13 protein-coding genes are annotated in these 12,404 nt (G+C 68.8%); 8 read left to right on the top strand and 5 right to left on the bottom strand.

The genetic code is table 11. From position 1 onward, the window contains the following. Positions 1–19: 19 nt before the first annotated feature. Together U5798_RS05725 and U5798_RS05720 are read right to left on the bottom strand one after the other, a co-directional pair. The gene (locus U5798_RS05725; protein ID WP_322081483.1) at positions 20–304 is read right to left on the bottom strand and encodes a transcriptional regulator; all 285 of its coding nucleotides are present in this window, start codon (positions 302–304) and stop codon (positions 20–22) included. A gap of 73 nt (positions 305–377) precedes the next feature. Continuing rightward, entirely contained in the window at positions 378–1,253 is an 876-nt protein-coding gene (locus tag U5798_RS05720; protein WP_322081482.1) for a LysR family transcriptional regulator, read from the bottom strand. 51 nt (positions 1,254–1,304) lie between these two features. Here U5798_RS05720 and U5798_RS05715 point away from each other — a divergent pair, with 51 nt between their 5' ends. The 6 genes from U5798_RS05715 (at position 1,305) to U5798_RS05690 (ending at position 5,763) form a co-directional block, all read left to right on the top strand. Next, positions 1,305–1,583, top strand: coding sequence for a hypothetical protein (locus tag U5798_RS05715; protein WP_415859489.1), 279 nt, complete (start codon positions 1,305–1,307; stop codon positions 1,581–1,583). A 207-nt stretch (positions 1,584–1,790) separates the two neighbouring features. Beyond that, entirely contained in the window at positions 1,791–2,873 is a 1,083-nt protein-coding gene (locus U5798_RS05710) for a serine hydrolase (protein WP_322081480.1), read from the top strand. 44 nt (positions 2,874–2,917) lie between these two features. Further along, a complete protein-coding gene (locus tag U5798_RS05705) occupies positions 2,918–3,151 on the top strand; it encodes a hypothetical protein (protein ID WP_124446962.1) in 234 nt (77 codons plus the stop codon). Positions 3,152–3,224: 73 nt separating this feature from the next. Further along, positions 3,225–3,680 carry a MarR family transcriptional regulator gene (locus U5798_RS05700; protein ID WP_322081479.1) on the top strand — a complete coding sequence of 152 codons (456 nt, stop codon included), beginning with the start codon at positions 3,225–3,227 and terminating at the stop codon, positions 3,678–3,680. A gap of 68 nt (positions 3,681–3,748) precedes the next feature. Beyond that, positions 3,749–4,312: an isochorismatase family protein gene (locus U5798_RS05695; protein WP_322081478.1), complete on the top strand. Its 564-nt coding sequence runs from the start codon at positions 3,749–3,751 to the stop codon at positions 4,310–4,312. Then, positions 4,309–5,763, top strand: coding sequence for a DHA2 family efflux MFS transporter permease subunit (locus U5798_RS05690; protein ID WP_322081477.1), 1,455 nt, complete (start codon positions 4,309–4,311; stop codon positions 5,761–5,763). The genes U5798_RS05695 and U5798_RS05690 overlap by 4 nt, the downstream gene beginning before the upstream one ends. A 230-nt stretch (positions 5,764–5,993) precedes the next feature. On the opposite strand, the gene U5798_RS05685 is transcribed toward U5798_RS05690, so the two are convergent. Further along, positions 5,994–6,593, bottom strand: a complete 600-nt coding sequence (locus tag U5798_RS05685; protein ID WP_322081476.1) for a LysE family translocator — start codon at positions 6,591–6,593, stop codon at positions 5,994–5,996. 95 nt (positions 6,594–6,688) lie between these two features. Between U5798_RS05685 and U5798_RS05680 the strand changes: the two genes are divergently transcribed. Beyond that, positions 6,689–7,564, top strand: a complete 876-nt coding sequence (locus tag U5798_RS05680) for a LysR substrate-binding domain-containing protein (RefSeq protein ID WP_322081475.1) — start codon at positions 6,689–6,691, stop codon at positions 7,562–7,564. Positions 7,565–7,576: 12 nt separating this feature from the next. Here the strand turns inward: U5798_RS05680 and U5798_RS05675 are convergent, their stop codons facing one another. Beyond that, positions 7,577–9,295 carry a SulP family inorganic anion transporter gene (locus U5798_RS05675; RefSeq protein WP_322081474.1) on the bottom strand — a complete coding sequence of 573 codons (1,719 nt, stop codon included), beginning with the start codon at positions 9,293–9,295 and terminating at the stop codon, positions 7,577–7,579. Positions 9,296–9,573: 278 nt separating this feature from the next. On the opposite strand from U5798_RS05675, the gene U5798_RS05670 reads away from it, so the two are divergent. After that, on the top strand, positions 9,574–10,815 hold the full coding sequence (locus U5798_RS05670) for a mechanosensitive ion channel family protein (RefSeq protein WP_322081473.1): 1,242 nt from the start codon (positions 9,574–9,576) through the stop codon (positions 10,813–10,815). A gap of 18 nt (positions 10,816–10,833) precedes the next feature. Here U5798_RS05670 and U5798_RS05665 read toward each other — a convergent pair whose 3' ends face one another. Continuing rightward, on the bottom strand, positions 10,834–12,255 hold the full coding sequence (locus tag U5798_RS05665) for a PLP-dependent aminotransferase family protein (protein ID WP_322081472.1): 1,422 nt from the start codon (positions 12,253–12,255) through the stop codon (positions 10,834–10,836). Between the last annotated feature and the right edge of the window lie 149 nt (positions 12,256–12,404).

Genomic DNA, 12,404 nt, shown 5'->3' with positions numbered 1-12,404 from the left:
TCAGCGGCCCGTTTTTCATTCATCGAGCGTCGTTCGCGCCGAACAGCTGCGCACACACCGCGCGCCCTTCGTCGGTCAGCGCAGCGCTGCCGGTGCCGTCTTCGTTCAGCGTCGTCGCACTCAGGTCCGCGGCGTCGAGCTGCGTCAACACGCGGCGCAGCGTACTCATCGGCAGTTGCGTGCGCTTCGCGATCTTCGGCAGCGACCACGTCTTGCCGGCCGGATCGTTCGCGGCCTCGTTCAGCGTCGCGAGCGTCGCGACGAGTGCGGGATCGAGCGGGGATTCGTCGGATTCTGAAGTCATCGGTTCGGGTTCATCCGCCGGCAGCGGGCCGGCGTTCGGTCAGGAAAGGTCGTCGCGGACACTATACGCCGCGTCACACGCCCTTGAGTGCGGTGCGCATGAACGACACGAAACGCGTAGTGACGGGATCGTCACGATCCGACAGCCACGCGAGCCCCACGCGCCACTTCGCGTCGCGACCGTCGAGCGGTATCACCGTCGCATCGCGCAGCAGATACTGCGCGCTCGACGGGATGAACGCGACGCCCACGCCGGCCGCGACGGACGTCAGCACCGACTGCACGTCCTCCGCTTGCTGCGTCACGTGCGGCACGAAGCGGCGCTCGACGCACCACCGGTCGATCTGCGCGGCCAGCCCCGGGCCGCGCGCACGCTGCAGCGCGATGAAGCCGATCTCGTTGAGCTCGTCGAGGTCGGCCGGCACGCGCTTGAAGCCGAGGTGCGGCGGCACCGCGAGCGCGAGCGATTCGTCGATCACCTTGAACGACGACACCCCGTCGTCGGACGGCAGCCGCAGGAACCCGGCGTCGAGCTTGCCCGCGCGCAGCCGGCGCGTCTGCTCGGACGACGACAGGTCGCTCAGCGTGACCGCAATGCCCGGATTGCGACGCCGAAACTCGGCGATCAGCTTCGGCACGAGCGTCAGCACGGACAGGCAGATGCCGAGCCGCAAATGGCCGCGCTGCCCGCCGGTCGTCTCACGCGCACGCGCGAGGATCTCGTCGGCGTCGCGCACGAGCGCCTGCGCATCGGGCAGGAAGCGTTCGCCGAACGACGTCAGCTCCGCGCCGTGCCGGCCGCGCTCGAACAGCTTGCCGCCGAGGCTCGCCTCGAGCGCGCCGATCTGCTTGCTCAGCGCCGGCTGGCTCATGTGCAGCGCATCCGCGGCGCGGCTGAAATGGCACAGCTCGGTGACCGTCAGGAACGTGCGGAGCAGTTTCAGTTCCATTCTTCAAAGGAATCGTATCGATCGAAATATTCATTTTACTGATCGAATGCGATAGCGTCCAATACGGACATGCCCTTCCCGGAATTCACCGTCATGTCTTTCGATCAAGCCGTTGAATGCGTGGCCCAGCCGTCATGCGATGGCGCGGACGCAAACGAACCGGCTGCCGCAGCCGATGCGCACGCACCGCAACGTCGCGCCGGGCGCGTCGACGGACGCAGCCGCCGTTTCCGCTTCGGCGATGCGATCGAAGACCCGACGCCGCGCGCCGTGACGGGGTCGATCGCGATCAGCTTTGCGGTCGTGTCGCGACGGAACTGGCCGCGCTGAACGGCCGCCTGCACGGCTGTCACCACACGCGCACCACCCGCACCATCTCAACAGGCAGATCGAAAATACGCCGAATCCGTCTGCATCACGCGTCATTGCGACTCATCCCATCGTCATCGCCACGCGATCGACCGTATAATTTCCCGCACCCGCTGACCGCCCATGCATTCCGCGCAGCCGCAGCGCGCGTGAAAAGGAGACTTTCGCTTGACCGGCCTCATCGCGCGCCTGCCTCGCGCCCGGACCACCCTGATCCTCGCCCTTTCGTTCCTGCTGCTCGCGTTTGCCACGAACGCGTCCGCGCAACGCGTGCAGCCGCATCGCACCGCACACGCCCACGCGCATGCCCACACGAAGGCCGTCAAGAAGAAACCCCACCGCAAGAAAAAGGCCGTCAAGCATCGCCGCCCGCGCGTCACGCATCAGGCCGCCAAACGTCACACCGCACCCGCACCGCAACCGCGACGCGCGAAACGCACGACGGCCGTACGGCCGCGCCCGCCCGCGAAACCGAAGCTGCTCGCCAGTTGCGGCTACACGCCGCGCGCGGTCGGGTCGCTGCATTCACGCGCGGCCTACGTGCTCGACGTCGACTCCGGCACACCGCTGCTGGCCCGCAACGCGCGCACCGTGCGGCCGATCGCGTCGATCTCGAAACTGATGACGGCCGTCGTCGCGCGCGATGCCGATCGTCCGCTGAACGGCGTGCTGCGTGTCACCGCGCACGATCGCGACACCATCAAGTTCACCGGTTCGCGCCTGCAGGTCGGCTCGGAGTTGTCGCGCCGCGACATGTTCCATATCGCGCTGATGTCGTCGGAGAATCGCGCGGCCGCCGCGCTGAGCCGCGACTATCCGGGCGGGCGCGCCGCGTTCGTCAAGGCGATGAACCGCGAAGCGCGCCGGCTCGGCATGCGTCATACGCACTTCCGCGAGCCAACCGGCTTGTCGCCGCACAACGTGTCGACGGCGGAAGATCTCGCGCGACTCGTCGGCGCGGCCGCGCAGGATCCGCTGATCCGCTATTTCTCGACGGACACGTCGACCACCGTGCGCCCCGGCGACGGCGAACTCGTGTACGTGAATTCCGACCCGCTCGTCCGCTACCGCCGCCTGCCGATCCGGCTGCAGAAAACCGGCTTCATCAACGAGTCGGGGCACGGCGTCGTGATGCGGATGCGCGTGAAGGGCCGCCGCGAAACGGTCGTGCTGCTCGGCGCGCCGACGCGTACCGGCGTATCGAGCGACGCGCTCAAGATCCACCGCTGGTTGTCCTGCTCGATCCAGTAAGCACGTGCAGGCAGCCGGTGCGTCCACCCGACGGGAGCGATGCCATGCAGGATGAATACCGCTTCAACGCATTCGGACGGCTGCTCGCCGTCGTGCGAGCGAACGGCCGGTGGGCCGTGTTCGACCTCGGCACCGAAGGCAAGCGGCGCCCGGCCAACCTGCAGATTCCGTCGGCGCTCGCAGCGGACGAACTCGCGCAATACCTCGGCGACCTGCTGCACGAAAGCGCGACCCCGAAATACAACGAAGTCGTCCCGGTCGACCCGCGCCGCGCGTGATCGCGCGCCGGACCGAGCCGTCGCCCGGCGGGAACTTCAACAGTTAAACTTGCAAGTTTAACTGTCTTATTCTATGATCCGCCGCATGAACCCGCCACGCAAACCCGGCGTTTCCGCCGACACCGTCGCCGCCGACCTGACCCTCGCGGTCGGCCAGCTGATCCGCCGGCTGCGCTCCGAGATCGAATCCGAAGGGCTCGGCATGTCCCAGACCAGCGCGCTCGCGCGGCTCGAACGGCACGGGCCGATGACGACCGCAGACCTCGCGCGCGCCGAAGCGATGAAGCCGCAATCGATGAAGGCGATTCTCGCGAGCCTCGAGGAAGATGCGCTCGTCGAGCGCGAACCGCACCCGACCGACGGCCGCCAGATCCTGTTCAAGCTGACCCAGGCCGGCCTCGACGCACGGCGCAAGCGCAACGCCGCGAAGCACAAGTGGCTCGGCGCGGCGATCGAGAAGCTCGACCCGGAAGACATCGCCACGCTCGCCGCGGCGATCCCGCTGATCCGCCGCATCGGCGACCAATGAATCCGGCCGGCGCGCCGCGCGGCATCCGCGCGCCCGGCTTTCCCCGCCCTTTTTCACGGAGCCCCGTCATGAGCGCAACCCGTCTCGACACGAACACGGCACTGGTCGTCATCGACCTGCAGAAAGGCATCGTCGCCCTCCCCACCGCCCACCCGGTCGCACCGGTGATCGCGCACGCCCGCACGCTGCTCGACGCATTCCGCAGCCGCGGCCTGCCGGTCGTGCTCGTCAACGTCGCCGGCGGTGCGCCGGGCCGCACCGAGCAAGCGCCGCGCACGGCGCAACTCCCCGCCGACTGGGCCGAGCTCATCCCCGAACTGGACCGCCGGCCGAACGATCACGTCGTGACCAAAAAGACCTGGGGCGCATTTACCGGCACGGATCTCGACGCTCACCTGAAGGCGGCCGGCGTCACGCAGATCGTGCTGACCGGCGTCGCGACGAGCATCGGCGTCGAATCGACCGCCCGGCAGGCCCATGAACTCGGCTACAACGTGACGCTCGCCGTCGACGCGATGACCGACCTCAACGCGGACGCACACGTGAACAGCATCGAGCGCCTGTTCCCGCGCCTCGGCGAGACCGGCACGACGCAGGACATCGTCGCGCTGCTCGACCGGCGCGGCGCGTGAGCGGCCAGCACGCGAAGCCGGCGCCGGGCCATGCGGCCGGCCGGCTCGATCCGTCGATCTGGAAGGTCAGCGCGGTCGCGACGCTCGGCTCGCTGCTGTCGCAGCTCGACGCGACGCTCGTCAACGTGTCGCTGTCGAGCCTCGCGACCGACCTGCACGCGAGCCTGTCGACGATCCAGTGGGTGACGAGCGGCTACCTGCTCGCGCTGACGCTGGTGCTGCCGCTGAACGGCTGGCTGGTCGACCGCATCGGCGCGAAGGCGCTGTATCTGTGGTGTTTCTCGGCGTTCACGCTCACGTCGGCGCTGTGCGGGCTCGCGTGGTCCGCACCTTCGCTGATCGCGTTCCGCGTGCTGCAAGGCGTCAGCGGCGGGTTGCTCGCGCCGATGGCGCAGATGATGATCGCGCGCGTCGCCGGCCAGCAGATGGCGCGCGTGATCGGCTACGCGGCGGTACCCGTGCTGCTTGCGCCGATCCTCGGGCCCGTGGTCGCCGGCGCGATCCTGCAGCATGCGTCGTGGCGCTGGCTGTTTCTCGTGAACCTGCCCGTCGGCGCGCTCGCGCTCGCGCTGGCCGCGCGTTTCCTGCCCCGTGACCACGACGACGCGCAACGGCGCGAACTCGACTGGGTCGGCCTCGCGCTGCTGTCGCCCGCCCTCGTGCTGTTCCTGTACGGCGCCGAACGGATCGGCTCGGCGCTCGGCGTCGCCGCGGTCGGCTGCTCGGCGCTGCTGCTCGCGGCGTTCCTGCGCTTCGAGCGGCGCAAGGGTGAACAGGCGCTGATCGATCTCGCGCTGTTCCGCTCGCGCGTGTTCGGCGCGGCGGCCGGCACGCAGTTCCTGTCGAACGGCGCGATGTACGCGGGCCAGATGCTGATCCCCGTGTTCCTGATCCAGGCGTGCGGGCGTTCGCCGGGCGAGATGGGCTGGCTGCTCGCGCCGCTCGGGCTCGGCATGCTCGTCACCTATCCGTCGATGGGCGCGCTGACGAGCCGGTTCGGCGTGCGCCGTCTGGCCGCGGCCGGCGCCTTGCTCGCGCTCGTCGCGACGCTGCCGTTCGTGGTCCTCGCGCTGACCGGCTACGACCCGGTCGTGCTCGTACCGGCGCTGTTTGTGCGCGGCATGGGCCAGAGCGCGATCGGCGCGCCGTCCATCTCCGCCGCGTATGCGTCGGTCGAACGCCGCAACCTGCCGATGGCGACGACGTCGCTCAATATCGTGCAGCGCCTCGGCGGCCCGACGTTCACGACGATGTGCACGCTGTTCCTCGCGTGGCGGCTGCACGTCGAATCGGCGTCGTCCGGCGGCTCGCAGGCCGCAGCGTTCGCGTGGGCATTCGGCCTGCTGTGCGCGCTGCATGCGGCGAGCTTCGTCACGACGCTGTGGCTGCCGTTGTGGTCAAGCGGCGCCGGTGGCCGGCCTGCCGGCGCCGTGCAAGCCGGCTCGCACTGAACAGGGAGAGCGCCGCGCAGTATGCGCGGCCTCCTGCCAGGGCCTGTTCACGCTAATAACGGGCTTGCGAACGTGCCTTGCCGGCTGCAGTGCAAGAAGCAAGGAGCGCCGTTTGGCCGAGCCAAACAAGCGACGCGCGACGCCGCAATGCGGCCGGCAAGGCACGTTCCCCTGTTTGGGAAAATTCATTCGTGGGGCCAGCGCAAGCCCGTTATTAGCGTGAACAGGCCCTAGGGCAGCCACATCGGCACGATCGACACCACGAGCAGCAAGCCGAGCCCGACATTCAGGCAGCGCCACTGCCGCTCCGTGCGCAACACGCGTGCGAACAGCAGCCCCGCGAAACACCACAACGACAGCGACGCCATCGCGGCCACACCGAACGCGAGCCCGAGCAGCACGCCGAGCCGCGCCGGCCCGGACGCGAGCGCCGCGAACGACGCGGCCGCGCCGAGCGTCATCGCCCACCCCTTCGGGTTGTGCCAGAGCATCCACACGCCGCTGACGAATCCTTGCGGCCGCTGCACGGCGGCATCGAGCCGCGGCTTGCCGCCGCGCCCGATACGCACGGCCAGCCACACGAGGTACAGCGAACCGACCGCCTTCATCGCGAGCTGCAACGCCGGCAGGGCGAGCAACACACTGCCGAGCCCGGCCGCCGCGGCCGCCGCCATCGACGCCAGGCCGGCCGCGATGCCCGCCATCAGCGGCAGCGAACGCCGGTAGCCGAAATGCGCACCCGACGCGGTCGCGAGCGTCGTCGCACCGCCCGGCGTCACGGTGGATACGATCACGAACAGCATCAGCGGCAGGTAGTCGTGAAGCGGCACGGCGGCTCCCGGTTGTCGTCGTCGAAGCCCCGTTTTACCTGCGATTCATCCATCACGACAGCGAAAGCTTCTTATGCCTGCCATTAGCGCTCATAATGCGACGCATGGCTCGCAATCTCGACATCGCGCTGCTGCGCGCATTCGTCTCGGTCGCCGATCATCGCAGCATGACGGCGGCCGGCCACGCGCTGCACCTGACGCAAGGCGCGATCAGCCAGCAGGTCGCGCGGCTCGAGACGCTGTCCGGCCCGCTGTTCATCCGCGAGCATCGCAACCTGCTGCTCACGGCGGCCGGCGAGCGGCTGCTCGAACAGGCGCGCCGGCTGCTCGCCGTACACGATGCGCTGCTCACCGACCTGACGGCCGGTGCGGTGGAAGGCGCGGTACGCCTCGGTGCGCCGCAGGATCTGGTCGGCACCTGTCTCGCGCCGATCCTGAAAAGCTATGCGCAGGCGCATCCGCACGTTGCGCTCACGCTCGTGTGCGCGGCGTCGCCGGAACTGCGGCGCGGGCTCACGCAGGGCGACCTCGACGTCGCGCTGATCGAGGCGCCGGTCGGGTCGTCGCGCGGCGAGTGCATCGCCGTCGACCGGCTGGTCTGGGTCGGCGCGAAAGGCGGCACCGCGCACCGCACCACGCCGCTGCCGGTGTCGATGGTCGCGCAGACCTGCGCGTTCCGCCCTTCCGTGCTCGACGCGCTGCGCGGCTGCGATCGCACGTGGCGCACCGTGTTCGAGAACGGCAGCTTCGACGCAACGGCCGCGACCGTGCGCTCCGATCTCGCGGTGACCGTCTGGCTCGCGTCCACCGTGCCGGCCGACCTCGACATCCTGCCGGCCGGCAGCGGCCTGCCCGCGCTGCCGAATTTCTCGATCAACCTGCACGTGCCGCGCGGCCAGCGCACGCCGGCCGCGACGGAACTGGCCCGCTACCTGCGCAACGGTTTCGCGCGCCTGCGCACGGCCGCGTAGCGCCCGTTCGCGCTACACGGTGCCCGGCTCCTGCGGCGCGGGCGTCGTGCCGGCCGCCTCCAGTGCCTGATGCAGCGTCGCGAAGATGCACGACGCGCCGACGACCTCGGTGATCCCGTGACGATCCATGTCCGCACGCAGATAACGATTCACGCGCCCGAACAGCACGCCGATCCCGCGTGCATGCAACGTCCTGACGAGATCGGTCAGCGTCCGCGCGGCCGAATAATCGACGTCGGTGATCGCACCCGCATCGACGACGAACCAGCGCGGCGGCACCGGCGCGGCGTCGACGAGCTCGGTGATTTCGCCGGCGAACAGATGGTCGTTCGCGAAGAACAGGTCGGAGCCGAACCGGTAGACGATCAGCCCCGGCGCCGTCATCGCACCGCGCCGCGTGGGCACCGGCTGCCACCGCCCATCGCCCGCGACGGGTTCGAGCACCATCGTGTGCGGCTGGTAACTGTGGCGCACGTGCCGCATCAGCGACAGCGCCACGGCCAGCAGGATGCCGTGTTCGACGCCGACGGTCACGACGGCCGTGGCCGTCACGAGCGCAAGCGTGAATTCGCCGGGGCTTTCCTTGCGGATCGCCGCGAGGCTGCGCACGTTGATCAGCCCGAGCGCGATCGTGAACACGATGCCGGCCAGCACCGCATGCGGCAGATACTGCAGGTAGGTGCTGAAGCACAGCAGCACGACGGCCACGACGGCGGCGAACGCGAGATGCCCGATCTGGCTGCGCACGCCCGCGCCGTCGGCCATCGCCGTCTGCGTCGGGCTGCCGTTGACGACGAACGCACCGCCGACCGCCGCCGCCGCGTTCGCGGCCGCGAGGCCGAGGATGTCGGCGTTGGTGTCGACGTCTTCGCCGTATTGCTGCGCGAACACGCGTGCGGCCGCCGCGCTCTGCGCGATGATCATCACGAAACACGAGGCGGCGACCGGTACGAGATCGAGGAACTGCTGCCACGTGACGGACGGCCATCGCAGCGGCGGCAAGCCGCCCGCAACCGGCCCGAGCACCGCGATGCCATGCGCGGAGAAGCCGAACCCGTCGCTCGCCGCGATGCTGCCCACGACGACGATCATCGGCATCGGCATGCGCGGCAGGAACCGCTTGCACGCGAGAATCGCGACGACCACGAGCGCCGCGAGCGCGAGCGCCGGCCGGTTCGTGTGGACGAGATGCGTGACGACGTAGTCGAGTTGCGCGAGGCTGCGCGACGCCGGGTACGGCACCGCCAGCCCGAGCATGTCGCCGAGCATCGCGATCGACACCTGCACGCCGACGCCCGCGAGAAAGCCGACCAGCACCGTGCGCGACAGGAAATCGGCGAGAAAACCGAGCTTGAAGACGCGCGCGAGCAGCAGCATCGCACCGGTCAGCAGCGCGACCATGCCGGCCAACGCCGCATATTCCGCGCTGCCGGCCGGTGCCATCGACGACAACCGACTCGCGAAGATCGTCGCGGTCGCGGAATCGGCGGCGACCACGAGATGGCGCGATGCGCCGAAACACGCGAACGCGATGAGCGGCAGGAACACCGTGTAGAGGCCCGTGACGGCCGGCATCCCGGCGATGCGCGCATAGCCGAGCACCTGCGGGATATCCATCGATGCGAGCGAGATGCCCGCGAACACGTCGCGGATGGCGCCTGCCCGGCGGATCGGGAGAATGCCTTTCAGCAGCCGCGCGCCCGACGGGCGGCTTTCGTTGGAATCTTGCATGCGTGAAGTGCGTGAGGTCGAAGTGACGAGGATCGCGAAGGCTTTCGCGCATCGTGCCCCGGGCGAGGCTCGCATGGCAAGTGCGGCCTTTCACCCTCACCTCGATGCAGAGGATACCTGCACAATGGTGAGCGTATTCGGGAGCCGGTTGACGCGGCATCCACGACACGCGCCCGGAACCCGATGGCACAATCACGGTCCCTTTCATGTGCCCTTCACCGGGCGCGCGCCGCGTCGCGGTGCCGATTCAACGCACGAGAAGGCCCCTGTTTGCCGCTATGACCCTGAACGAATCCTGGTTGACGCCGCTCGTCGGCATCCTCATTCTGCTCGCCGCCGCCGGCGCCATCACCGCCGCCGTCCATTTCCTGCTGTTTCGCGTGGTCGCGCGCCTCGCGCGGCTGTCCGCCACGCGCGTCGACGACGCGCTGTTCGAGTTCGGCGCATTCAAATGGCTGAACCGCATCGTCCCGTTCGTCGTGATCAAGCTCGGGCTCGGCGCGGTGCCCGGCATTCCGGAGCGCGTCGCACAGGTCACCGACAAGGTGCTGTTCGCGCTGATCGTGTTCCTCGTCACGATGACGATCAGCGCGACGCTGTCCGCGCTCGAGCACACGCACCGCACGCACCAGCGCGACCAGCCGCGCCTGTCGCTGAAAGGCGCGATGCAGCTCGTCAAGCTCGTGATGTTCATCACGGCGGCACTGGTCGTGATCGGCGATGCGACCGGCAAGCAGATCGGCCTGCTGCTGTCCGGCATCGGCGCGATGTCGGCGGTGCTGATGCTGATCTTCAAGGACACGCTGCTCGGCCTCGTCGCCGGCGTGCAGCTGTCGTCGAACGACATGCTGCGGATCGGCGACTGGATCACGATGCCGTCGGCCGGCGCGGACGGTACCGTCATCGACATCACGCTGAACACGGTCAAGGTCGCGAACTTCGATCACACGATCATCACGGTGCCGACGTGGAAGCTGATCACCGAGAGCTACCAGAACTGGCGCGGGATGACCGAAGCGGGCGGCCGCCGCATCAAGCGCGCGCTGTTCGTCGACGCGACGAGCGTGCGCTTTCTGTCGAACGACGAGATCGAACGGCTCGAGCGCCTGACGCTGCTGAAGGACTATCTGGAGGACAAGATCGACGCGATCGAGCAATGGAACGGCACGCTCGGCGCGGCCGGCGACTGCCCGGCGAATCGCCGCCAGCTGACGAATCTCGGCACGTTCCGCGCGTATGTCGCGAACTACCTGAAGGGCCATCCGCGCATCCGTCGCGACATGACCTGCATGGCTCGGCAACTGCCGCTCACGGCCGAAGGCATTCCGCTCGAACTGTACTGCTTCACCGACACGACGACGTGGGTCGACTACGAAGCCATCCAGGCCGACCTGTTCGACCACCTGATCGCGGTGCTGCCGGAGTTCGGGCTGCGCGTGTACCAGCACCCGTCGGGCTTCGACATGCGGCAGATGGCCGTCGCCGCGCAGGCCGGGTTGCAGGCGCCGCACGCGGGTTGAGGCACTGCACGGCCACGCTCACCGCGCCGCGCACTCCGACGCGAGCCGCCCGAGCACCTTCAGTGCGTCCTCGATCTGCCGCGACCACGGATAGCTGTAGTTGAGCCGGATGAAATGCCGGTAGTCGGTGCCCGCCGAGAACATGTGGCCGGGCCCGACCGTGATCCGCTGCGCGAGTGCGAGCGTGTACAGCTTCATCGCATCGACCTGCGGCGGCAGCTCGACCCACAGCACATACCCGCCCTGCGGCTGCGACAGCCGCGTGCCTTCCGGGAAGAAGCGCCGCACCATCGCGCTCATCAGGCTCGCCTGCTGCGCGTACTGCTTGCGCATGCGCCGCAGGTGGAAATCGTAGCCGTCGTGTTTCAGGTACTCGGCGATCGCCAGCTGCTCGATCGCGGGCGTCGCGAGCGTGTTCAGGAATTTCAGCTTCTCGACCTGGTCGCGGTAGCGGCCCGGCATCGCCCAGCCGATCCGGTAGCGCGGCGACAGGCTCTTCGTGAACGACGCGCAATGCAGCACGAGCCCGTCGCGGTCGAACGACTTCAGCGCGCCCGGGGTCGTGTCGCCGAAGTGCAGCTCGTGATAGACGTCGCTCTCGATCGCCGGCACGCCGTGCTTCGCCAGCAGCTCGACGAGCGCGCGCTTGCGCGCATCGGACATCTGGAAACCGAGCGGATTCTGGAAGTTCGGCATCACCATGCACGCCGCGACGCGCTCGCGTTCGAGGACCCGCTCAAGCGCGCCGAGATCGATGCCTTCGCCCGGGTGCGTCGCAACTTCGAGCGCGCGCATGCCCATCCGCTCGATCGCGTGCAGCATCGCGTAGAACGTCGGCGACTCGACGGCGATCGTGTCGCCCGGCTTCGCGACGGCCTGCAGGCACAGGTTGATCGCCTCGGTCGCGCCGATCGTCATCACGATCTCGCCCGGCTCGACCGAGATCCCGCGCTCCGCATAGCGCTGCGCGATCTGGCGGATCAGTTCCTGGTTGCCGGGCGGCAGGTCGTCGATCACGCCCCAGCGCGTGCGGCGCCGCCCGATCGCCTGCGCATAGCGCGCGAGGCGCTGCACCGGGAACTGCGACGCGTCGGGGTACGGCGAGCCGAGCGGCACCGCGTCGTCGCGCGCGATCGAGCGCAGCGTCGACAGCACGAGCCGGCTCACGTCCACCGCCGAAGGCTCGGCCGTCGGCGCCGACGTGTGCAGCTCGGCCCCGGCCGGCGCCGACGCGCGCGCCCGGACGAAATAGCCCGATTGCGGCCGGCTCTCGATCAGCCCGCGGCTTTCCAGCACGAGGTACGCGCGCAGCACGGTCGTGACGCTCAGCTGCTGCTGCCGGCTCGCCTGCCGCACCGACGGAATCCGCTCGCCCGGCCGGTACACGCCACGCTCGATCTGCGCCTGGAGATCGTCGGCCAGTTGTTCGTAACGCTTCACGCGCCTCCCTTTCAGCTTCCCTTCAATAACACAGTTGCGATCCGCACTGTATGAATGGCCGCAACTGTACTCTTTTTTGAAGTGAACAGGTGTACACACAGCCGGACGGGTGCCGCGCGTACTCTGCAGCCATCGACCCCGACACCCGC

This window comes from Burkholderia sp. BCC1972 (genome assembly GCF_905339605.1).
Classification (GTDB): domain Bacteria; phylum Pseudomonadota; class Gammaproteobacteria; order Burkholderiales; family Burkholderiaceae; genus Burkholderia.
This window is presented reverse-complemented; position numbering and strand designations above follow the sequence as displayed.